We start from the raw sequence: 22,348 nt of genomic DNA on the forward strand, positions 1-22,348 counted from the left end.
ACAATAGAACCGACAGCAGATAATTTTACTCTCTTAGTTTTGACTTCTGAGCTTTTACCAGAAAAAAGCCTTAAGAAATTAGAAGATTTACTACGTCCATATCCCTGGGCTAAGGTTATTTCCCTTCCTCCGTATGACACTGTTGATAATATTATCCTTGATTGTTTTACAGAAGAACTTAAAAGGTTTAATCATGACCTGACATATAGTACAACCCGTTTAGATGATGATGATGGCTTATCTGTTCATTTCATAGAGCGTTTAAATCAATACGTTGATCCACAGTTTGAAGGATATTGTGTTACATTTCCTAATGGTTTTTCAGCGTTGTATGATGATCGACTACAAAAATACATATCCATCCATAAGCATTATGCCCCTAAAATTGCTTTAGGTCTCTCTTATATCAATACATACGATTCTGTTACAAAGAACACAGGCAATGAGATACCAACAATTTATCACAACGGGGTTCACTCCAAAGTTGATTTTGTCAGCCCGACGATCATGGATTCCAAATATCCAACTTTTCTAAGGACCGTTCATTCTGCCAGCGATAGTAACAATGCTAATCAAGTAAAAAAAATTAAGTCCCTGCCAGTGTCGAAAACTGAAGACATAGAAGAAGTGTTTCCACTACACGCAGGGTTGTTTACTTCGTCAGAAACTCTCTCTACCTACCCAAGTACACCGACGAAAGTAAGCAAGAAAGAAAATGAGCTGAAACCCACACAAAGACTGGAAAATGAAATGAAAAACTTGAAAAATGAAATCAGTGTGCTATATAAAGAAAATGAAAATTTAAAAGATGAAGTGAAAGAGTTAGTGAAACAAAAAAAAATGTTTAAGGATAAGTATATGAATATACAAGAAAGCCGGATCTGGCGTTATACAAAACCTATAAGAGAAGCAGGAATAACAGTCAAGCGGCTCATACGTAATAAATAATTATATTCATAAAGGCGTACATAGAAAATGACGCCATCAGACAAGAGATAGAGAATGTCTTGTTTTATGTGTGCAGATAATACAATGGGAAAAAACTTCATTCTGCCTTCTTGGAATAGAAAAAAGTTTTTCGTAGGAACATATGCTTTTATGTAATACTTTCATTCCTCTTTTGGATCCTTAAAAAAGATCTGGTATGCAATTAAAGCTACCATCGTTAATAAAATGACCCCCATGGTTAATAAATCAGTTCCAGTCGCTTTAAAGATAGACCAGTCCATAGCATGCAATAACATCATGTGATCACTCTCCCTAATAAGTTTGGCTTGAATAAACAGACGAAGAAAAAGGTCCAAATCATTTGTTCCTCTACTTGAGATTGTTTCTGTGAATGATAGAGTTCTGCTTATAACTATGAGATAGCAGGAAGAGATATGCTGACAAATAATAGTTTTGAGTTTTGGGGAGACTCATTGTACAACGATTAACAAGCATACTGTTCACCAGGGTGGTATTTGTTTCTTTCAATAAACCGAGAAGGGAGCTTGAAAAAAGATCCCTCGGAAAAATAGAGAAACTAAGCTAGAATAAAAGCGATGGCTTCATATTAGTTCTTTAAACAAAAACGGTTAAAAAAAGGAAAGAAACTGCTTTTCGAAAAAATTACTCTTCGTTGATGGATCAAAGTAATAAAAGAGAAATATAATCATAAACCACTAAACAGAGGATTGATAAATAGTCATAAGCAGTGCAGTGTAGTTTTTAAGGAGCTACTAACAAATGGGTGAGAATAGTGAATAATGATTTTGCGGTTGAGGCAAAAGGACTTGTAAAAGTATTTGGCAAGCAAAGGGCCGTGGACGGAGTGGATCTGGCTATTCCAAAAGGAATGGTTTATGGATTTTTGGGACCAAACGGAGCAGGGAAGACAACAACCATTCGTATGCTTGCCACGTTAATGCAGCCTGACGGAGGAGAAGCTCACATTTTTGGGCAAAACGTTGTGTCCGATGCAGCAAAGGTACGCGAGCGAATTAGTTTAACTGGACAATATGCCTCCATAGACGAGGACTTGACCGGGGTGGAAAACCTCGTTATCCTTTCTAAGCTTGCGGGTTACTCCAGGAAGGAAGCAAAATCCCGAGCAAAGGAACTTCTAATTGCTTTTGGACTTGAAGACGCTGGGAAAAAGCAGGTGAAAAATTATTCTGGTGGAATGCGGCGTCGAATTGATATTGCAGCAAGTCTCATTGTTACCCCGGATCTTTTATTTTTAGATGAGCCGACTACGGGTCTTGATCCGAGAAGTCGTAACCAGGTTTGGGAAATCGTCCGCACCCTGGTAAATGCAGGTACTACTGTTTTATTAACCACTCAGTATTTAGAAGAAGCAGACCAACTGGCAGATCGTATTGCCGTGATCAATCAAGGGAAAATAATTGCAGAAGGCACAAGCAGTGAATTAAAAGCATCCGTTGGAGCCGGAACGCTTCATGTTCAGCTTGAACAATCGGAAGATAAGCAGAAAGCCATCGAAATTCTTCAAGATAAGCTTCAAACTACGATACATTCTTCTCCTGAAGGGGGCAATTTGTCTGCTCAGGTGAGCGATGCATCTCTTGTGGCCGTATCCCTGGGCGAGTTAGTAAATGAAAACATACAGGTAAGTGACTTTTCATTAGGGAAACCAAGTCTCGATGAGGTATTTCTTACGTTAACAGGGGAAAATGCGGAAGTGAAAGAGGAGGAAGAAGATGAACCAGCCAAATGAGATTAGGGAAGCAGAATTACAAAAGGCCATTACTTCGCGAAATCGGCCTGAACGCCCTACAGCACTCTCTTCCTCTTTAACCTTTTCATCAAGGGCCCTGCTAAGAATAAAGCATGTGCCCGAGCAATTGTTTGATGTTACTGTATTTCCTGTGATTTTTCTTCTTATGTTTACATACCTTTTTGGGGGAGCCATTGCTGGATCTACCAGTGAATACCTCCAATTTCTCTTGCCAGGTATTCTCGTTATGACGGTAGCTCAAATTACAATGTACACAGGTATCGATTTAAATAATGATATTCGTAAAGGGATTTTTGACCGTTTCAGGACACTGCCATTTGGTTGCCATCTGCACTGGTCGGCGCGCTATTGGTAGATATGATCCGGTATTCTGGGGCTTCTGCCATTATGTTAGCCCTTGGCTTTATTCTTGGCTTCCGGCCGGAAGGTGGATTCATCGGAGTTTTAGGAGCGGTTGGCATGATCCTTATTTTCTGCTTCTGTTTATCGTGGGTGTGGACGACACTGGGTATCATCATGCGTTCAGAAAAATCCCTTATGATGGTTAGTTTTATGTTTCTTTTTCCACTGACGTTTGTAAGTAATGTCTTTGTTGATCCGGAAACGTTACCTTCCTGGCTTGAAAGCTTTGTGGATGTGAACCCCATTTCATTACTTGTAGATGCAGTACGAGGGTTTATGCACGGAAATGTGACTGGAGAAGCAATCGCATGGGTGTTATTGGCCTCGGCTATTTTTCTTGTGGTCTTTGCTCCCCTTACTATGTATTTATACCGAAATAAAAAGTAATAGGCTTAGGTAAAGAGGATGAGCAAGTGTTGTAACTTAGTACGCTTCGATTCACCAGTAAGATGGTAAGGGAAATAATTTGGCCAGAAGAGGCTCCTTCTCTGAATGATGCAACCATTAATATGTATCTGTATTCCTAATAAGAATAGAACCCCTCTTGAAAGTTTTCAAGAGGGATTTTTTTCTTCAAAGGGATTTATTTTTTCATTTGTGAGAAAATTTCATTACTATGAAGTATATGTAGTGAGAGAGGAGTATTTTCGATGAACGAAGAAGTGAAAAATAAGTTAAAAAAGATCTTACCAATAAATAAACTGCATTTTGAATTATCTGATCGTTACTCTTATAGCTTTGATGCTTCTTTTGGTGAATATCTTCCTGAAGGAGTAGCCCAGCCGTCAAGCGCACAGGAAATCAGCGAAATAGTAAAGCTTGCCAATCAATACGGATTCCCTCTTTATCCAAGAGGATCTGCTACCTCTTTGAGTGGAGGGCCGCTGCCAGTAGAAGGCGGTTTAGTTCTTGATATGTCTCAGATGCGTGACAAACTGATTATTGATAAGGAAAATATGATTGCGATTACATCTCCAGGTGTACTTACTTCTGACATTCATAATGAAGCTGAGAAAGTCGGGCTTTTTTATCCGCCAGACCCAAGCAGTGCTCATGTTTCTACCATAGCGGGAAATATACTTGAAAATTCGAGCGGTCCGAAAGGACTAAAGTACGGAACAACAAAGGAATATGTTATTGGAATGGAAGTAGTCACGCCTACGGGTGAAATTGTCAGAGTGGGAGGAAAAACAGTAAAGAACGTTACAGGGTTTGATCTAACGCGCTTAATTACCGGTTCCGAAGGCCTCCTTGGAATTGTTACGGAAGCAACCCTCCGACTGATTCCAAAACCAAAAGACAGAAAAACAATGATGGCCACCTTCTACAATCCAGTTGATTGTGGGAGAGCTATTACGAATATTCTTTCTCAGGGAATTCTGCCGGCAGCAATGGAATTGATGGACAATGCTTGTATCCGCGCTGTGGAACATTTTGAACCGAGCGGACTTCCTATTGACGCCGGAGCTTTGTTGATACTTGAAGTTGACGGACATCCTCTGGCCCTTCAGGAGGAAATAGAGCAGAGTCGTGAAATCTGTGAAGAAATTGGAGCATTAACAATTAAAGTAGCGGAGAGTGAAAAGGAAAGAAACGATATATGGACAGCGAGAAAAAAAGTATCTCCTGCCATCACGCAACTCGGTCCCACTAAAATATCAGAAGATGCAACAGTCCCTCGAAGCAAAATTCCTGAAATGATGGAGAAGCTTAACGACATTCGCGATCGCTACCAATTAAATCTAGTAGTATTTGGACATGCAGGAGATGGCAACCTTCACCCAAATATTATTACAGACAAAACCAACATAGAAGAGATGAAGCGGGTAGAGGATGCTGTTGGTGATATTTTTCAGGCGGCACTTGAACTGGGGGGAACCTTGTCAGGGGAACATGGAATCGGAACATTAAAAGCTCCTTATTTGGAACGGGAATACGGAAAAGAAGGGGTTGCACTCTTAAAATCTATTAAACATGCATGGGATCCAAATAATATTTTAAATCCTGGTAAAATGTTTGCAAAAGAAGGACAAACCAAGGTGGTGCTTACGTAAATGGCTGCAACACAGGAAGAAACAAAGAAATGGGAAAAAGAACAAAAGGTACACTCACACAAGCTCTATGATTTAGCGTACCGTGCGACAAACCAGTGCATTCAATGCGGTTATTGCCTTCCTTCTTGTCCTACCTACATGTCCATGGGGAAAGAATCAGCATCTCCCCGAGGAAGAATTAACCTGGTAAAAATGGCGGCTGAGGGGAAGATTGATCTATCACAAGATTTATCTGAACCGATTGATTTATGTCTTGGGTGCAGGGCCTGTGAAACAGCTTGCCCTGTAAACGTACCTTATGGTCATATACTTGAGTCAGCCAAAGATACGATTAAGGAGTATGAAGAAGATACAAAGCAATCAACAAAGGCAGAAGGCTTAAAAGGTATTCTACTGCGACAAGTATTTACACGGCCAGGACTTATGCGGGCCGGGGGGAATGCGACATGGCTTTACCAAAGGTCTGGTCTAAGCAATCTTGTAGGGAAGACAAATCTACTTTCAAAAATATCAGAACCAATCGGTGAAATTGAAAAAATATTGCCATCAGTGGAAGGGCCAGGAAAAAGAGTAAAAAGAGGAAAGGTTTTGGAACCCTATAAGAAAAAGAAAGCAACAGTCGCATTTTTTACAGGCTGCGTTTCGGAGGCAGTTTTAAACAGAACGAACCGCTTAACAATTGAATTATTAAGGCACATTGGCTGTGAGGTTCATATTTCAAATAAGCAAAATTGCTGTGGAGCGCTTCACGCTCACCAGGGCTACAGTTCGATTTCTAAAGATCTTGCAAAAGAAAATATTAAGGCGTTTGAAGAAACAGAAGCTGATTATATTATTAATAACGCGGGAGGCTGTGGGGCTATCCTCCGGGAATATGACCATTTATTAAAGGATGATCCTGATTGGAAGAAAAGGGCTTCACGGTTTTCCGCTGCATCAAAAGATGTGTCAGCGATTTTTGTAGAGCTTGGCCCACTCCCTTTTAAGAAGGAGTGGAAAGGGAGAATCACCTATCAACCATCCTGTCACTTAACGAATGTCCAAAAAGTGGCGAGTGCTCCTGAGGAATTATTAGCTTCAATTCCTGGAGCAGAATATATTGAGATGGAAAAAAGTAACGAGTGTTGTGCGTCTGGGGGAATTTACAATCTTATACATTACGAAGAGTCCATGAAAATACTGGATAAAAAATGGGATATGCGAAGGAAACAACAGCCACTACTATTGCCTCTAGTAACCCAGGTTGTTTGCTGCAAATGAGGCTGGGAATCAAAAGGGCAGGTTTAGAAGGGAAAGTTCAAGGAGTTCATTTAGTAGATATTTTAGCTGAATCATGCGGTATTGAATAATCAATAATAGTAAGCTCGGTCTATAGTTGCCGAGCTTTTTATGGATTGAGTGGTTTACAACACGTGTAATCTTAAAAATTATTTGTCCTATAGATTTCTTTTTATTTACTTGAATGTAGGAATTTTAGGAAAAATAGGACGAGGGTTTAAAAAACCGCAGTGGAATCTCTACATGCGGTTTTTTTTTATGCTTTTTTTCACTTCATTATTTTGATTTCTTATTACATTTTTTCGAGTGTCTTCGCAGAATTTTCCATATGGAGCAACACAGAAGGGGAGCTAAGGAATAAAGATTACTGGTTCTTTTACCAGTTATTAATGCAGTTCCTTCAAATCACTATTTTTGTAAGGGGGATAGATTGCTAAGATATGTGTTTGTTAAAGGCAGCACTTGTTATTTTATTTTCACACAATTATAATTACTTTTATATATTCCGTATTGTGGATCTTTTGTTCCGTAAAACGGAATTTAAGAAAACTGAAAAGGAGGGGAAATATATGCAAGCTTCATCAAGTCCAGAAGTAAAGGTGTATCCACTAAATGAAACGGCAGTCACTGTCTCCTTTGGGGATTCTTTTTGTCCAGCCATTCACAAGAAGGTAAGACTATTATCCCTTTCACTTGAAAAACAGCCCCTGCCAGAAATGGTAGAGTACATACCTTCTTATACAGGAGTAACTATTTTTTATAACCCTATTCAGGTTGAAACAACACGAGTTAATAAACCTGTATTTGAAGTAGTCAAAGAAAAGGTAGAAAAGCTCCTCTCTGCTATTGATCAAGAGACAGAGTATAAACCACGCACAATTGAAATACCTGTTTATTATGGAGGAGAGACTGGGCCGGATTTAGGAAATGTGGCCACTCATAATGGGCTTACTCCTCAGGAAGTCATAGAGATTCATTCCAGTGAAAATTATTTAGTTTATATGATTGGGTTTGCCCCGGGCTTTCCATATTTAGGTGGGATGTCGGAGAAAATTTCCACACCCCGGTTGGACAATCCGCGGACGTGTGTGCCGAGTGGATCGGTAGGAATTGCAGGAGCACAAACCGGCGTCTATTCCTTATCAACCAGGGGGGTGGCAGATTATAGGCCGAACACCCTTATCGTTGTTTGATACAACAGGTGATTCTCGTACTTTATTAGAGTCTGGTGATATTGTCCGTTTTAAGCCTATATCAAAGGCAGAATATCAGGCTTATGAGGAGGTGGGAAAATGAGTATTAACATTCTTCAGCCGGGCCTCCTGACAACCGTTCAGGACCTTGGGAGACATGGGTATCAAAGAAAAGGTATTATAGTGAGCGGTGGAATGGATCCATATTCTCTTAGGCTCGCTAATATGCTTGTGGGTAATCGAGAAGATGAAGCAGTATTAGAAATGACGTTGAAGGGACCGGTGTTAGAGTTTCAAAATGACGCGGTGATAGCCATAGTTGGTGGGGATTTCACTCCTTCTATTGAGGGAATACCTCTTCCCCTTGGAAAACCTGTTTTAGTAAAGAAAAATAATGTTGTAAAGATGGGAAGCTGCAGTGAGGGTTGCCGTGCATACGTAGCATTTGCGGGAGGAATCAACGTTCCGGAAGTTATGAATAGTAAAAGTACATATTTACGGGCTGAAATAGGTGGTTTTCATGGACGGCCCTTGCAAGCAGAGGACATTTTGAAGGCGGGGAAAACAAATGAAAAGAACGGCCGCGTCTTTTCTTACCTGTCATCAGGGCAGAGTGATCGCTTTAATACCACTACCTGGAGTATTAATAGAAAGTCTTTTCTACCTTTAAAAGAAAAAGGTCCTATTCGAGTCATAAAGGGTACGCATTTTCACCTTTTTACCAATAATGCTAAAAGAAAGTTCTTTCAAAAAGAATTTAAAATCAACCCTCAATCTGATCGAATGGGTTACAGGCTTAGGGGGCCGCTCTTACAAAAAGATGAAAATAAAGACATTCTTTCAGAAGCTGTAGCTCTTGGGACTGTTCAGGTGGCATCAGATGGCAACCCAGTGATCCTGATGGCTGATCGCCAGACGACAGGCGGGTATCCAAGGATCGCACAAGTAATACAGACTGATATTCCAAGATTAGCACAGTTGAAACCGGGGGATTCTCTTCATTTTGAAGAAGTGACTATCCAGGAAGCAGAAGAACTTCTTTTCAAAAAAGAACAGGATATGAAAGAAGTACAGACTGGAATAACCATTAAGTTTGATCATTCATAACTAAATTGATATGGAGAGATGTGAAATGTTTACTATTGAAGATTTAAAAACCATGATTAAAGAATTGGAAGAGTCACCAATAGAGAATTTTCAATTTGAAAATAGTGAAGTGAAACTTATCATAAACAAAGGGAATAAGGAACGGGCTTCTGTCAGTGTAAAAGAGTCAAACAATGATAGTGTAAAAAATGAATTAGAACATGGCAGTCAGCTTCTAAAGATCCGGAAAATATAAAAAATGATAATACTGAAGAAACAGTAAAAGAGAAAACCATCGTGTCCCCTATGGTAGGAAAGTTTTATTCTTCACCGGACCCTGATACGGCTTCCTATGTGAACAGTGGAGATCAAGTTACTCCAGAATCCGTTGTTTGCGTTGTAGAAGCGATGAAGCTATTTAATGAAGTAGAAGCGGGAATAGAGGGCGAGATTGAAGAGGTGCTTGTAAGTGATGGGGATATTGTAGAGTACGGCCAGCCTTTATTTAAGGTGAAGTAGGTCCAAGCACTGTAACTAAGAAGCAGAAAAAGGGGGATTATATGTTTAAGAAAATACTAGTTGCTAATCGAGGAGAAATTGCAATTCGCATCATCAGGGCCTGTAAGGAAATGAACATCCAGAGTGTAGCTGTTTATTCTGAAACAGATAAAGATGCACTCCATGTGAAAACAGCAGATGAAGCCTATTGCATTGGACCCGTACAAGCTTCTGAAAGTTATTTGCATATGGAAAATATCATAAGCGCCGCATTATTATCCAATGCCGATGCTATTCACCCGGGATATGGATTTCTGTCAGAACAGCCCAAGTTCGTAGAGCTGTGTGAAGCTGTGAACCTTACCTTTATCGGACCTTCCTCAGAAGCGATACGCAAAATGGGCGAAAAGGCCGAAGCCAGAAAGACAATGAAAAGTGCAGGCGTGCCTACGGTACCAGGAACAGAAGGGTGATAGATGAGCTTGAAGAGGTCCGAACCATAGCTGAAAAAATCGGCTACCCTGTTATAGCAAAGGCAAGTGCAGGCGGCGGGGGAAAAGGGATGCGAAAAGCAGATAATAAAGAAAGCCTCGAAAAAGCTGTACGGCAAGCACAAAATGAAGCAAAATCTATATTTGGTGATGGAGGGGTCTACGTAGAAAAATTTATTGAAGAACCAAGGCACATTGAGGTACAACTATTAGCTGACCGGCACGGAAATGTCGTTCACTTGGGTGAGAGAGACTGCTCCATACAAAGACGCCACCAAAAACTTATTGAGGAGGCACCTTCTCCGGCTTTAAACCTTGAACTAAGGGAAAAGATGGGAGAAGCTTCTATTAAGGCTGCTAAAGCAGTGAGTTATTGCGGGGCAGGCACTGTGGAATTTCTTTTAGACAAGCATAATCGATTCTATTTTATGGAAATGAATACAAGAATTCAGGTTGAACATCCTGTAACAGAGATGGTTACAAGGGTAGATATTGTGAAGGAGCAGATTTCTGTAGCCGCTGGTGAACCCCTTTCTTTTACCCAGGAAGAAGTTATTCTAGACGGCCATTCGATTGAATGTAGAATCAATGCTGAAGATCCGGCAAAGAATTTCAGACCTTCCCCTGGAGAGATCACTGAATTTGCTCCTCCGCAAGGATTTGGAATGAGGATAGAAACGGCTGTCTACAAGGGATACGAGATCACGCCTTTTTATGATTCAATGGTTGCTAAGCTGATTGTGTGGGGGAAAACGAGAGAAGAAGCGATCAGCCGGATGAAGCGAGGGCTTACGGACTTGAAAATAGGTAATATCCAAACGACCATTCCTTTACACTTACAGATGTTGGAAAATTATCAGTTTCAAACCGGTGCCTTTGACACAAGCTTCATGGAACATTTCTTAGATCATCAAGGGAGCTCTGTTAAAAAGGAAAAGACTGACAACCAAGGTTTTTAGAAATAGTTTTCCCTGCTTCCTTTGCTTTGTTTATATAAAAAGGGAATTGATCTTTTTGAAAACGGGTTTCAGGCCCAGCTATACTTATCCCAGCTACTATTGAATTCTTGTAGTCAAAAATGGGTGCCGCAACTGAAACGGTATCGTTTTCTAACTCAGAGAAGCTGATAGTATAGCCATCGATACGAGAGCGGTGCAATGATTGGAGCAATTTTTCTTTGCTCGTGATCGTTCCTGAGGCAAAAGGAATCAAATTTGCTTTCTCAATATAAGCTTGTTGCTCAGTTTCTTCTGTATAGGCCAGGATGATTCTAGGGCAAGCTCCGGCATACAGAGGAGATCTTCTTCCAATCTTAGTGTAAAGGCGAACAGGGTGACTGGCTTCAAGCTTTTCTACATAGATGGCTTCCAACTGGTCTTTAACGACGAGGTTGATGCTTCTCCGGTTTCACGATTGACTTTTTGCATAACAGGTAAGGCCGCTTTACGTATATCCAGACGTTCGGACACAAGCTGGCCAAACTCAAGAAAAAGCATGCCGAGAGAGTACCTTCCGTCCTTTTCCTTTTGTAGAAAGCCCATTTCTAGCAGGGCTCCGACCATGCGGTGGGCAGAGGTTTTAGGAATACCGGAAAGCTTTACCAACTCCTGCAATGTTAATTCTTCATGTTGCCGAAAGAGAGTAAGCAGTGCCATTGACTTTGTGACAGTTTTGTTTTGATTTTTCATGATAACTCCTCCAAGCTTGAGTATGTATTTAGGTCAGTTCTTTAGCTTGAGGGCGTTTCTTAAATCTAAGAAAAAGCAAGCTGTTACCTTTAGTATACAAAACAACTCTATTTTCGTCTAAACCACTTAATAACGTTTTGGGTGGACACGTTTAATCGATCATAGTAGTAAGGAAGGAGAAATAAAATGGCGAATACTCCGCTTACGGAGAAAGGATTAACTTCAAAAGAAAGAATTAGGGCTTTAACGGGGGCAGCATTTTTGATGGCTACTTCTGCTATTGGACCCGGCTTCTTAACTCAAACAGCTGTGTTTACAGAACAGCTTTTAGCAAGTTTTGCTTTTGTAATCTTAGTGTCTATTATCCTCGATATCGGGGCTCAAATGAATATATGGAGAATTATTGCTGTCACAAAAATGAGAGGGCAGGAAATTGCGAATGCTGTCTTACCTGGATTAGGTTATGTCGTTGCATTTTTTATTGTTTTGGGAGGTCTTGCCTTTAACATTGGAAATGTAGCAGGGGGAGGGCTGGGAGTGAACGCTCTTCTTGGTTTGGATACAAGAGTTGGAGCTATAATGACTGGTGTGATATGTATTGCTATTTTCCTCTTAAAAGAAGCAAACGCGGCAATGGATCAAATTGTACGTTATTTAGGTGCACTGATGATACTTTTTACTGCTTATATTATGTTTGGGAGCAACCCGCCATATGGGGAGGCGGCCTTACGTTCGGTGGCCCCACTGGAGGTAGACTTTCTTGCTATTGTTACCATCGTGGGTGGAACAGTAGGAGGATATATAACCTTTGCCGGAGGACATAGATTATTAGATGCCGGGATCACTGGTAAAGAAAATTTAAAGTACGTGACAAACACGGCGATCTCCGGCATTATTGTTGCTTCTATCATGAGAACTATTCTATTTTTGGCTGTTCTTGGAGTTGTGTCTGCTGGATTTGCATTAAATCAGGATAATCCAACAGCTTCTGTTTTCCAAATTGCAGCGGGTGAAATCGGCTTCCGTATATTTGGGTTAGTGCTGTTTGCAGCCGGAATTACCTCGGTCATAGGAGCGGCTTATACATCTGTTTCCTTCTTAACTACTTTTCATGAGAGCATTGAAAAATATAAAAACTATTGGACTGTGGGCTTTATTGTATTTTCAACAGGAGTATTTGCCATGATCGGTCAGCCTGTAATGCTTCTTGTTCTGGCAGGGGCGTTCAATGGATTAATCCTTCCCCTTACCTTAGGGTGTATCCTTTTGGCAGCCCACCGTTCAACCATTGTTGGGAGCTATAAGCATCCAGTCTGGATGACCGTTTTTGGAGGTATTATTGTTGTATTAACTGCTTATTTAGGGGTGCGCACTCTCCTGCAAACATTCCCACAATTATTTTCATAATGAATTTTAAAACCCAATTGTCTGGAATGACAATTGGGTTTATTGTACGTGGAAGAAGATCATTAAGTACGGGGTTCATTATTCTTCGCCTTGAATACTCCTTACATTAATTTCAGATTACAAATTTTATACATATAAAGTTTGGTATAATTCCAATAGTCTAGATTAAGTGGGGCACTTTGCCTCAGAAGGAGATAAGTGGTGGGCGCGAAGGAACTATATGATAAAGTGAGTATCCCTCTTTTTATCACTACTTTAGAGGGAGCCATAAAGTTTGTTAACGAAAAAGGGAAAAACGCTTTTCGTACCGAGGACTTTGGAAGAAATATCTTTTCTTATATACCTAACGAACAAGTCAAAAGGATAAAAATGTTCCTTGATACCCTACATAAGAGGGAGAGTTTTGGGAAACAAATATCTCTTGAGGTAGAGGCTTTATTCGCAGATCGAAGTCTAAATGGAGAAGTAAGCCTGTTAGATTCGACTCATTTGTTGTTTCAGTTTCCAAGGTTTAACGATCCAGTCACTTTCCCCCAGGAAACTTATAAAGCAATTATTCATATGATAGCAAAGAATGCACCATTTTCAGACATTCTAACGTCAGTGCGAAGCTCTGTTGGTAATTATATAGGTTTGGAAGGTTTTTCTGTATATATGATTGAACATGGGAGGAGGGCTCTTCTTTCAGTCAGCAACGATATATTTTCTACTATTGAACAAAATGAGCCGGATCGTGAGTCTTCTTTTGTTGTCCCCCTGCATATAAACGGGGATTTGGCTGGTGAATTAATATACGTTCTTCCTTCATATATTTCTCTTTCAAACGATAAAAAAGACTTTCTAACAACTTGCGCTGACTTGCTTAGTTTGGCTCTGGACAAAAAGAGCCGAGAAAAACAAGTAGAAGCCAGATTTCTTCCTGAACATGCAGGAGATGCTGGATGCGTCCTGGATGCAAAAGGAACAATTCAGTATGCTACACCTTCCAATACTTCCATATTAGGTTATGAAGTCGAGGAAGTAGAAGGAACGAGTACATTTGATTTGCTGCATCGAGATGATGTATCGTTTGCCAAGCAGGTGTTTGAAGAGGCGGTTCTCACAAAAAAAGAACGGAAGGTAGAACTTAGGTATCGTCGAAAGGATAACCGTTACATTGATCTTGCCTTAACCATAAAACCTGTAGTTGAGGATCGGAACCAGGTCAAGAGAATGGTAGTGACAGGACGAGACATTACAGAAAAAAAGCAGGCGAGAAGAAGGCTGGAGGAAATTGAGCAACGGTATAAGTCTCTTTTTGAACATAGCCCTTATCATGTCTTTTCTCTTGATTTAAAAGGAAGGGTTGTTTCAATGAACACACCATCGGGCACCTTCCTTGGTTATCTAAAAGAGGAGTTGATCGGCCTTATTCTCCTTGGATTCATCCCGATTATCTAGCCCACACCAACAAGCATTTTACACTGGCAGCTAATGGTACCCCACAGGCCTATGAGACAGTGTGTATAAACTCAAAGGGAGAGGAAGTGTATTTCAAGGTAACGAATATTCCTGTAAAAGTAGAGAAGAGAGTAGTGTCAGTGTATGGATGATGGAAGACATCACAGAAAAGAAGAAAGCTCAAAAGAAGATCGAAGACAGGGAGGAGAAGCTTTCTTCGTTACTGAATGCTATGCCTGAATTTGTGCTTTTTAAAAACAAAAGAGACAAACTGATCGAGATGAATGACTCGGCAAGAGTGCTGGTTGGAATGAAAAGGGAGTCAAATTTATTAAGCAGAAAACCTATGTACAATTTATCTCTCATTTCATCCCCTAAAGATGAGATTGCCTGGAAGCAAAAAGGAATTCTCCAATATGAACAAAATGTCACTCTTCCTAACGGAGACGTGAGAACTTTTGAAATAGTAAAAGCCCCTCAATTTAGTAGTCTAGGAGAACGAAAGTACTTGGTGACAATTGGACGGGATATTACAAAACGTCAAGAAATGGAAGTGGAGCTCCAAGAAACAAAAGAGCAGCTGTGGGCATTATTTACTCATAGTGCCGATGCGATATCCATTCTTACGCTTGAGGGCGACTTGTTAAAAGCGAACCCGGCGTTTTACTACCTGTACGGATTCTGTGACAAGGATGATATTAATGTTTTTGATGACTTGGCACCACTAGAATTACATCAGGAGACAAAACAGGCATTACAGAAGGTGAAAAATGGAGAAGAAGTCATAGACTACCAAACTCTTAGAAGAAGAAAAGACGGAGAAGTATTTGATGTAAGTATCACATTTTCTCCCATCCAGAATAAAGATGGACAGGTAACAGGGATATCAGCGATTTCTCGAGATATACATGAAAGAAAGAAAACAGAACAATTACTAAGAAGATCGGAAAAACTGTCTGCGCTTGGTCAGCTAGCTGCAGCCGTGGCCCATGAAGTGAGAAATCCTATAACAACAGTGAAAGGGTTTACACAGTTTTTTCAGGGTAAAGTAGAGTCTGAATATACGGATCTCATGCTTTCAGAACTAGACAGGGTAGAAATCATTATAAATGAATTTCTAACATTAGCTAAACCACAAGCTGTTCATTTTAAAGAAGAAGACGTGGCTGATGTTATTCATAACATTCTTGCTTTGGTCAAAACGCAAGCAGCTATGCACAGCATAGAAATTCAAACCTGTTATCAACCGGCAGTATTACCGATTTATTGTGATTCAAACCAAATTAAACAAGTATTTCTGAATATACTAAAAAACGCTATTGAAGCAATGCCGCACGGCGGAATGTTGAGAATTCAGGCTAGAGAGTTCTCTTCGTATGTTGAAATTGAAATAGAAGATGATGGGATTGGAATCTCACCGGAACGTATGAGGAAACTCGGTGAACCATTTTACTCTAATAAGGAAAAAGGAACGGGATTGGGTTTAATGGTATGTTACAAAATCATTGAAGAGCATCATGGGGAGATTTACATTGCTAGTGAAGAAGGAGAAGGAACAACTGTAACAATAAGATTGCCTAGAGAAAAATGAAATTCCTATGTTTACAGGCAAGATAACAGTTTTGTTGGTCTTCGGCCAAAATCAAAAAAAGACACGATGAAGAATGAACTCTCTTTATATCTTCATAGTAGTAAAATGAGGAAGCAAAAACAAACACATGTAGGAGTGTAACAATAAATAAAAGAAGAAAGAAGTATGAGAGAAGACTCATACTTCTTTCTCACTCTTTTAATTAAAAATTTATATCTGAAAAAGGAAAAATTGATCTCAAAGTAATTTTATATGAATCTTGGTATTTCAGTCCCTACTGTATGAAGGAACAAAAAAACAACCACCAGAATCATCCGATGGTTGCAAAAGGAGGTTCTCCGAACAATAAATAAGAAGTGATACTCAGCATCAGCAAATGACTCATTAAGGACATATCATTTGCTTAAAGAACCTTTTCCTTCTTTATAAAGAGTTAAAACCAAATGATAACAAAACAGGATAAAACTCCTAAATCCAGACTTCTGTAGCATTTTCAATACATATGACCTGTTCCCTGTTGCAAGTAAAATAAAGAAACAGTAATTTGATAGGATACACCCCTACATTAACGTAAAGGAAGTGAAGTCATGAAACCAAAAGTCATTGTCTATAACCGTATTCCCGAAGATTTGATGGAAAAGCTAAGCTCTTTCTGCGACGCTTATCAATGTTCTCCAGAGAGCGAAGAGTTTTTTCACCACCTGCCTACAGCAAAGGGTATGATTGGTTCAGGGTACACTATTGATGAAAATTTACTAGATAAGGCACCTGAATTAAAAATTGTCTCCAATGTATCTGTTGGATACAATAACTTGAATATCGAGGAATTAACAAAAAGAGGCATCATGGCAACAAATACACCAGATGTATTAACTGAGACCACTGCTGACACAATTTTTGGTTTACTTCTTGCTACCGCTAGAAGAATGCCTGAGCTTGATCGTTACGTAAAAGCTGGAAAGTGGGAGGCTTCTATCACAGAAGAATTATTTGGTAATGATGTTCATCATAAAACATTAGGAATGATAGGAATGGGCAGGATTGGCGCTGCAGTAGCAGAGCGAGCTCATTTTGGCTTTAAAATGAACATTCTTTATCATAATCGTACAAGAAAGCCAAGCATGGAAAATAGGCTGGATGCCTCCTATGTTTCCCTTGATCATCTGTTACAGAACTCTGATTTCGTTTGTGTAATGGTTCCACTGACTCCTGAAACTGCTAATCTAATCGGGGAAAGAGAATTTAAACTCATGAAAAAAGTGCAATTTTTATTAATGGCTCTCGAGGAAAGTAGTTAAGGAAGAGGACCTAATAAAAGCCCTGGAGGATAAGGATATATTGGCCGCTGGGTTAGATGTATACAGGGAAGAGCCAATTGACCCGGAGAGTCCTTTGTTACGAATGGATCACTGTGTTACATTGCCGCATATTGGGTCAGCGACAGCAGAAACCAGGTACAAAATGGCTGAACTTGCGGTGGAAAATCTAATTCAAGGATTACAAGGGAACAAGCCGCCTAGTTTAATTAATGATGTTATTGTCTAATAAAGTGTTACGGTAGAATTTTCCAATATCGAGTAAATTAATGACAAGCGGTGTTAGGTAATGGGAGCCTAGACCCAAAAAAATTTAGGTTCTCAAGGGTTCCGTATATATATAAATCAGTCTGAACAAGAGAAAACTCATAGCTATGCAACGCCACGGAGGATAAAAGCCCGGGAGATTACTGTAAAAGTATCCCCTGGCTTTTTTCATTTTTTGAAATTATTAGAAGGTAATTCATTTGCTTTATTATATAGCTTGATTACTGTATTGGCTATAGGAATTGAAGAATTGAAGACTTTATCGCCGCTCTGATTTCAAAACGAGTATCACCACTATTTCAGAAGGCATGTGGACTGTTTTCTTTACAATGACGTAGCTATAAGATTACTATTCAGGCGTGAAAATGGTCTAATGGAAAATACTACCTGGATTCACACTTTATGAAGAATCCAAAATTGCAACGTTTTCCAGCTTGTTAGGGATAACAATTTTAGTTTTTAACACGTAAGTTTTTCATTTCATAAAACCAATAAGTTTCCCTCATTAGAGGGATGTGAGTATTTATCAAGGCATCAGAAAAAAGGCTTGTATCGGATATTCTCATAAGGAAAGCGTAGTTATTGTTGGTGAAACCCAATACCTTACCAACTGAAAAAATGTTTTATTATCTGTTTACAATCCAGGAATAAGTATATATAATAAAGTTCAAATCGTAATGATTACGCTTTTATATGTGTTATACAAAAAATCGTAACTGTGACATGCCAAAAGAATGAATACAAGTTAGGAATAAGGGGGTATATTGGAAAAATGCTTGTTTACTTATCGCCTTGAAAATAATAGTCTGGGATTTAAATCGTAATTATTACACTTTGAAAAGGAGTCAATTATGAAAAAATCATTAATCAAATGGTCAAGTATTGCAGCAATGAGTGCTTTATTAGTGGCTTGCCAAGAGGCTGAAACCAGTCAGGAGGCTGCTGAAGAAGAGGAAGAACAGGCAGTAGAAAGTGAATTGGAAGAAAACGAAGAGGAAGAAATACATAATAATGAAGACGAAGAACATAACCAAGAAGAAAGCAATCATGACCACGACCACGATGAAGAAGGTCACGATCACGACCATGTCCATGACCATGCCCATGATGAAGACAGTCAGAGAATATATGATGGATATTTTGAGGACGAGGAGGTTGAAGATCGAGATTTATCCGATTGGGAAGGTGAATGGCAGTCTGTTTACCCATACTTGCAAGATGGAGATTTAGATGAAGTGTTTGAACATAAGGCTGAAGAGAATGAGGAGATGACAGAGGAGGAATATAAGAAATACTATGAGGAAGGTTACGAGACTGATGTTGATCATATCGTGATTGAAGGTAGTACTGTTACTTTCTCTGAGGACGAAGAAGAGTATTCCGGTGAATATACCTATGATGGATATGAGATTCTTACTTATGAAGCTGGTAACCGGGGAGTAAGGTTCATATTTGAACTAACAGAGGAAAATGAAGACATGCCTCAGTTCATTCAGTTTAGCGACCATAACATCTTCCTACGGACTCTGACCATTTCCATTTATATTGGGGAGATGATCGAGAAGAGCTACTAGACAATGTAACAAACTGGCCTACTTACTATCCTTCTGAGTTAGATAGTGAGGATATTGTTCATGAAATGATCGCTCATTAATACTACGGAAGGAGAGTACATTGATGTATGTGCACTCCTTCCTTTTATTGTTATCACGTTCAGGCTTCAATCAGCCATTGATCCATTTTCGATCGTTAGTAAAAGATACTGTCAACCATTTTTTATAATGTAAATCATTAGTACGCTTATTAATTTCCTCTCGAATTAAATCTTGTTCTGCAACGGTTTTTACTTTGGATTGCTCATTTAGAATAAAATCAACTTCGATGAAGAGTTTACTTCCTACCTTTGACATTCGAAGCACGGAATCTTCTATTTGATAGTGAGCCTGGATGGAATGGATCACAGCTTTACATTTCTTTTCAATCAATTGGTCCGGTGCCATTTCTAGTACTTCTTTTAAAGCTTTTGTGATTTCTACCACTGGCACCTTCAAGAAGTAACCAGCAGAAATGAGTACCATAAGTGGGTCAATATAAGGAGTTAACAACGTAAATTGAGTGTAAGACAGAAGTGCTGCAATGAAAAAACCAATTAGGACAGCTGCACTGAGTATCGTGTCCATTCTCCATTGATTAGCTTCCGCTTGAATAAACCCTGATCCTTGCTTTTGTTTTTTGAGATACACAAAAATACCACAACATGCTATCGTGGATAAAACAGAATAAAGAAGAGCAAACCCCACGTTGGTTTCTCGACCACCTGAAAGCAGGGCATCCACTGCTGTTATTAATGCAGCTAAACAAAGGAACAACATGACTGCATATTTAATAATAATGACCAGAGGTTCAAGCATCTCTTTCCCGAATGGAAACTTTTTCGTATCTCGCTTCTGAATAAAGTGTGCTGCAAATAATGACATGAGACTAAGCATCACACTAATTAGAGAATATAGTCCGTCGAACATGATCATTTGTGAAGAAATCAGGTACCCTAAAACGATGCCAATCACAGCAAACATGACCGCACCATAAACTGAAACTTTTAACAACTTCTTTTCCAATGCATAATAGTTATGCATCTTAACACCTCATCTAGGCTTTGTTTGATGATGGACAATCAGTCAATGCACTTCTGATAAACAGTAATACTTGGTTTTTACTTTTTTCCTTGCTCGTTTCACTTTGATTTGTTAAATAAAATGTCTCCGCTGAATTTTCTATTAAATTAATAATCATTTTAGCTAACGCATTTGAGTCCAAATTCGTGTGAATGAAGCCACTTTTGTTTGCTTGATAAAGTCTTTCCTCAAGCCAGCTATAATAAGGCTGGTATATCTCTTCCCAACGTTCAAACGAATGGTAATAAGCAAGTCCCGAGTAACAAAATAAAATGAGTTCACGATACTCCTTCGTTATATCAAATGTAACTTCAACGATCATTTCAAGCGTACGAAAAATGGTTTCTTCTGCTTTATAATTTTGTTTTATTTTCGAGAAAAGAGTTTGTAAAATCGTCTCGGCAATAGCCGGAACAACTGCGCTTTTAGAGTCAAAGTATAAATAAAAATGTCCCTTGAGCAACACCTGCTTCTTTAACGATTTGAGATACTGACGCTTTCTCAAACCCTTTTTCTTTCATCACAGTAAGTGCTGCATTTACTAATAATTCATATTTACTATCACGGTTCATTCTCAATCCTCCATAGGAAAGCAGCTAATAATGACTGACTGTCAGTCATTATTGTATCATGCATGACAGATGTTGGTAGATTCGTGTGCTTTTGGTTTTCAGATAAGAACGAAAGCCATGTTGCACATACTTCTATAAGGATAAAAATAAATAACGCAAAAAATGGGTGACACCAAACTGACTATCAGTTTACAAATATATTGTGTTTTTTCACTTAAATGAATGGAGAGAAAAGTTGAATGGGACGCCGGATGTAGACATGTAGTTTGTAAAGGTAATGGGATTGTTTATTATAAATAAAAGAAATAATCATACTTATAAGAGACAGAGAAGTTATAGTAAAGTAAATATCAGAGTTTAATAATGTAAGAAAGGGGATTTTAATTGGAGTACATATTTAGCCTTGCTCGTTGGCTGCACATTTTTTCCGGGTTTGTAGCACTACTGATTTTCTGGCTCCCAATAGTAACAAGAAAAGGTGGAAAATTACATAGGCGAAGCGGGTGGGTTTTTGTTAGTTCAATGGCAACTGTTTCGATAACAGCATTTTATATGGGAATTTACCTGATTTATTTGGATGCTGGCACTGCTTCAGGTGACACACCGTTCTCATGGTTTCTAATTTTTATCTCAATTCTTAGTGGGGCGACCACGTGGTATGGTGTCCGTGTCCTTCGGTTTAAAGGGAGAAGAATCTCCCACCGTAATACCGTTGATTTGATATTTCCAATTTTGCTGATCACTTCAAGTATAGGAATCATGATATACGGTTGGGTGATTGGTTTTCCATTACTTCAATACTTTCCGATTGTTGGTCTGTTTTTAGGCGGTACACAACTGAAATACTGGATTTCTATACCAAAAACAAGTTCTCACTGGGTTGTTGAACATATCATCGGGATGCTTTCCTCCTGTATAGCGGCAATCACGGCATTTACAGTGTTTGGTGCTCCAAGATTGCTGCAAGTCGAATCAGTTAACCTGCTCATGTGGTTTCTTCCGACCCTTGTTTTTGTTCCGCTCATTATAGTTTTAACGATATATTATGAAAAAAAGTTTACTGATGTACACAAGAAACATAATCGACTTTAGTAAACTATCGGGCAGCTGTAACCGTCAAGTGGAAATGGTTCTTACGAACTTTTGGTGAGGTTAAAATACAATCTTATAGGGGAATAGTGAATGAAAAAGGAAGTTTTGGCGATGTTTTCTCATTCCCTGAATTATAAGCCAATCGAAGGGATGAACATTCTGTCTCTTACAGAAACAGAAGAAGACATTGAGGTCATTGCAGAAATGAAAGAAAAAACGGCAAGGTGTCCAACCTGCCACGAGGTAACTGATAAAAGGCACAGTCGCTATCCGCGTCTGGTGAGAGACCTTTCCATAAATGGAAAAACAGTGAGTTTGCTTCTTATGACAAGAAAATGGTTTTGTCACTCAGCCGCCTGCGAGGTGAAAGTCTTTACTGAAAGAGTGGAAGGTGTTTCCCCTTACCAACGGAAAACTGACCGATTACAGGAATTACTTCGTGAACTTGCTTTTTCTATGAGTGCTAAAGCAGCTGAACGTATAAGCATACCCTCGGCACCCCCACTAGCCATGATACGTTTCTCTATTTAATTCGTTCTACTTCAACTGATACATCAG

General features: G+C 39.3%; 15 protein-coding genes and 7 pseudogenes. 17 read left to right on the forward strand and 5 right to left on the reverse strand.

Features of this window, described 5'->3' with window-relative positions; translation table 11 throughout:
- A partial coding sequence (locus JCM19033_RS20580; protein WP_054637734.1) for a glycosyltransferase occupies positions 1-948 on the forward strand: 948 nt, incomplete at its 5' end.
- Positions 949-1,109: 161 nt separating this feature from the next.
- Here JCM19033_RS20580 and JCM19033_RS20585 read toward each other — a convergent pair.
- A complete protein-coding gene (locus JCM19033_RS20585; protein WP_157050012.1) occupies positions 1,110-1,247 on the reverse strand; it encodes a hypothetical protein in 138 nt (45 codons plus the stop codon).
- Between the two features lie 485 nt (positions 1,248-1,732).
- Between JCM19033_RS20585 and JCM19033_RS20590 the strand changes: the two genes are divergently transcribed.
- The 9 genes and pseudogenes from JCM19033_RS20590 to accC all read left to right on the forward strand — a co-directional run bounded on the left by JCM19033_RS20590 (position 1,733) and on the right by accC (position 10,701).
- Complete coding sequence (locus JCM19033_RS20590) at positions 1,733-2,719, forward strand: ATP-binding cassette domain-containing protein (RefSeq protein WP_054637736.1); 987 nt, start codon at positions 1,733-1,735, stop codon at positions 2,717-2,719.
- Positions 2,703-3,529, forward strand: a pseudogene (locus JCM19033_RS20595) (ABC transporter permease). The gene JCM19033_RS20590 and the pseudogene JCM19033_RS20595 overlap by 17 nt, the downstream one beginning before the upstream one ends.
- Positions 3,530-3,792: 263 nt before the next feature.
- Positions 3,793-5,196 carry an FAD-binding oxidoreductase gene (locus tag JCM19033_RS20600; RefSeq protein WP_054637737.1) on the forward strand — a complete coding sequence of 468 codons (1,404 nt, stop codon included), beginning with the start codon at positions 3,793-3,795 and terminating at the stop codon, positions 5,194-5,196.
- Positions 5,197-6,456, forward strand: a complete 1,260-nt coding sequence (locus tag JCM19033_RS20605; protein WP_306301421.1) for a (Fe-S)-binding protein — start codon at positions 5,197-5,199, stop codon at positions 6,454-6,456. It begins immediately after the preceding gene.
- Between the two features lie 587 nt (positions 6,457-7,043).
- A pseudogene (pxpB, locus tag JCM19033_RS20610) lies at positions 7,044-7,770 on the forward strand (5-oxoprolinase subunit PxpB).
- Complete coding sequence (locus tag JCM19033_RS20615; protein ID WP_054637738.1) at positions 7,767-8,774, forward strand: biotin-dependent carboxyltransferase family protein; 1,008 nt, start codon at positions 7,767-7,769, stop codon at positions 8,772-8,774. Before pxpB ends, JCM19033_RS20615 begins: the two are co-directional and overlap by 4 nt.
- A gap of 25 nt (positions 8,775-8,799) precedes the next feature.
- On the forward strand, positions 8,800-9,009 hold the full coding sequence (locus JCM19033_RS20620; protein ID WP_054637739.1) for a hypothetical protein: 210 nt from the start codon (positions 8,800-8,802) through the stop codon (positions 9,007-9,009).
- A 35-nt stretch (positions 9,010-9,044) separates the two neighbouring features.
- Positions 9,045-9,272, forward strand: a pseudogene (locus tag JCM19033_RS20625) (acetyl-CoA carboxylase biotin carboxyl carrier protein subunit); the annotation flags it as partial.
- Between the two features lie 41 nt (positions 9,273-9,313).
- Positions 9,314-10,701 (forward strand): annotated as a pseudogene (accC, locus tag JCM19033_RS20630) (acetyl-CoA carboxylase biotin carboxylase subunit).
- On the opposite strand, the pseudogene JCM19033_RS20635 reads toward accC, so the two are convergent.
- Positions 10,667-11,430 (reverse strand): annotated as a pseudogene (locus tag JCM19033_RS20635) (IclR family transcriptional regulator). The pseudogenes accC and JCM19033_RS20635 overlap by 35 nt on opposite strands.
- 186 nt (positions 11,431-11,616) lie before the next feature.
- Here JCM19033_RS20635 and JCM19033_RS20640 point away from each other — a divergent pair.
- The 5 genes and pseudogenes from JCM19033_RS20640 to JCM19033_RS20660 all read left to right on the forward strand — a co-directional run bounded on the left by JCM19033_RS20640 (position 11,617) and on the right by JCM19033_RS20660 (position 19,105).
- The gene (locus JCM19033_RS20640; RefSeq protein WP_054637741.1) at positions 11,617-12,837 is read left to right on the forward strand and encodes an NRAMP family divalent metal transporter; all 1,221 of its coding nucleotides are present in this window, start codon (positions 11,617-11,619) and stop codon (positions 12,835-12,837) included.
- Between the two features lie 201 nt (positions 12,838-13,038).
- Positions 13,039-14,277, forward strand: coding sequence for a PAS domain-containing protein (locus tag JCM19033_RS20645; protein WP_054637742.1), 1,239 nt, complete (start codon positions 13,039-13,041; stop codon positions 14,275-14,277).
- Positions 14,278-14,425: 148 nt separating this feature from the next.
- Positions 14,426-15,868, forward strand: coding sequence for a PAS domain-containing sensor histidine kinase (locus tag JCM19033_RS20650; RefSeq protein ID WP_054637743.1), 1,443 nt, complete (start codon positions 14,426-14,428; stop codon positions 15,866-15,868).
- A 587-nt stretch (positions 15,869-16,455) separates the two neighbouring features.
- Positions 16,456-17,413 (forward strand): annotated as a pseudogene (locus tag JCM19033_RS20655) (2-hydroxyacid dehydrogenase).
- A gap of 889 nt (positions 17,414-18,302) precedes the next feature.
- Positions 18,303-19,105 (forward strand): annotated as a pseudogene (locus tag JCM19033_RS20660) (ZinT family metal-binding protein).
- 70 nt (positions 19,106-19,175) lie between these two features.
- Here JCM19033_RS20660 and JCM19033_RS20665 read toward each other — a convergent pair.
- The 3 genes from JCM19033_RS20665 to JCM19033_RS22820 all read right to left on the reverse strand — a co-directional run bounded on the left by JCM19033_RS20665 (position 19,176) and on the right by JCM19033_RS22820 (position 20,698).
- Positions 19,176-20,087 (reverse strand): cation diffusion facilitator family transporter, encoded by a 912-nt coding sequence (locus tag JCM19033_RS20665; RefSeq protein ID WP_054637744.1) that lies wholly within the window; start codon positions 20,085-20,087, stop codon positions 19,176-19,178.
- A 13-nt stretch (positions 20,088-20,100) separates the two neighbouring features.
- Positions 20,101-20,448, reverse strand: coding sequence for a hypothetical protein (locus JCM19033_RS20670; RefSeq protein WP_198153604.1), 348 nt, complete (start codon positions 20,446-20,448; stop codon positions 20,101-20,103).
- 109 nt (positions 20,449-20,557) lie between these two features.
- Positions 20,558-20,698, reverse strand: coding sequence for a TetR/AcrR family transcriptional regulator (locus JCM19033_RS22820; RefSeq protein ID WP_083465628.1), 141 nt, complete (start codon positions 20,696-20,698; stop codon positions 20,558-20,560).
- 522 nt (positions 20,699-21,220) lie between these two features.
- On the opposite strand from JCM19033_RS22820, the gene JCM19033_RS20675 reads away from it, so the two are divergent.
- Together JCM19033_RS20675 and JCM19033_RS20680 are read left to right on the forward strand one after the other, a co-directional pair.
- Positions 21,221-21,790, forward strand: coding sequence for a DUF2306 domain-containing protein (locus JCM19033_RS20675; RefSeq protein ID WP_306301422.1), 570 nt, complete (start codon positions 21,221-21,223; stop codon positions 21,788-21,790).
- A 90-nt stretch (positions 21,791-21,880) separates the two neighbouring features.
- Positions 21,881-22,321, forward strand: coding sequence for a transposase family protein (locus tag JCM19033_RS20680; RefSeq protein WP_054637747.1), 441 nt, complete (start codon positions 21,881-21,883; stop codon positions 22,319-22,321).
- Positions 22,322-22,348: the final 27 nt, after the last annotated feature.

This window comes from Thalassobacillus sp. C254 (assembly GCF_001310615.1).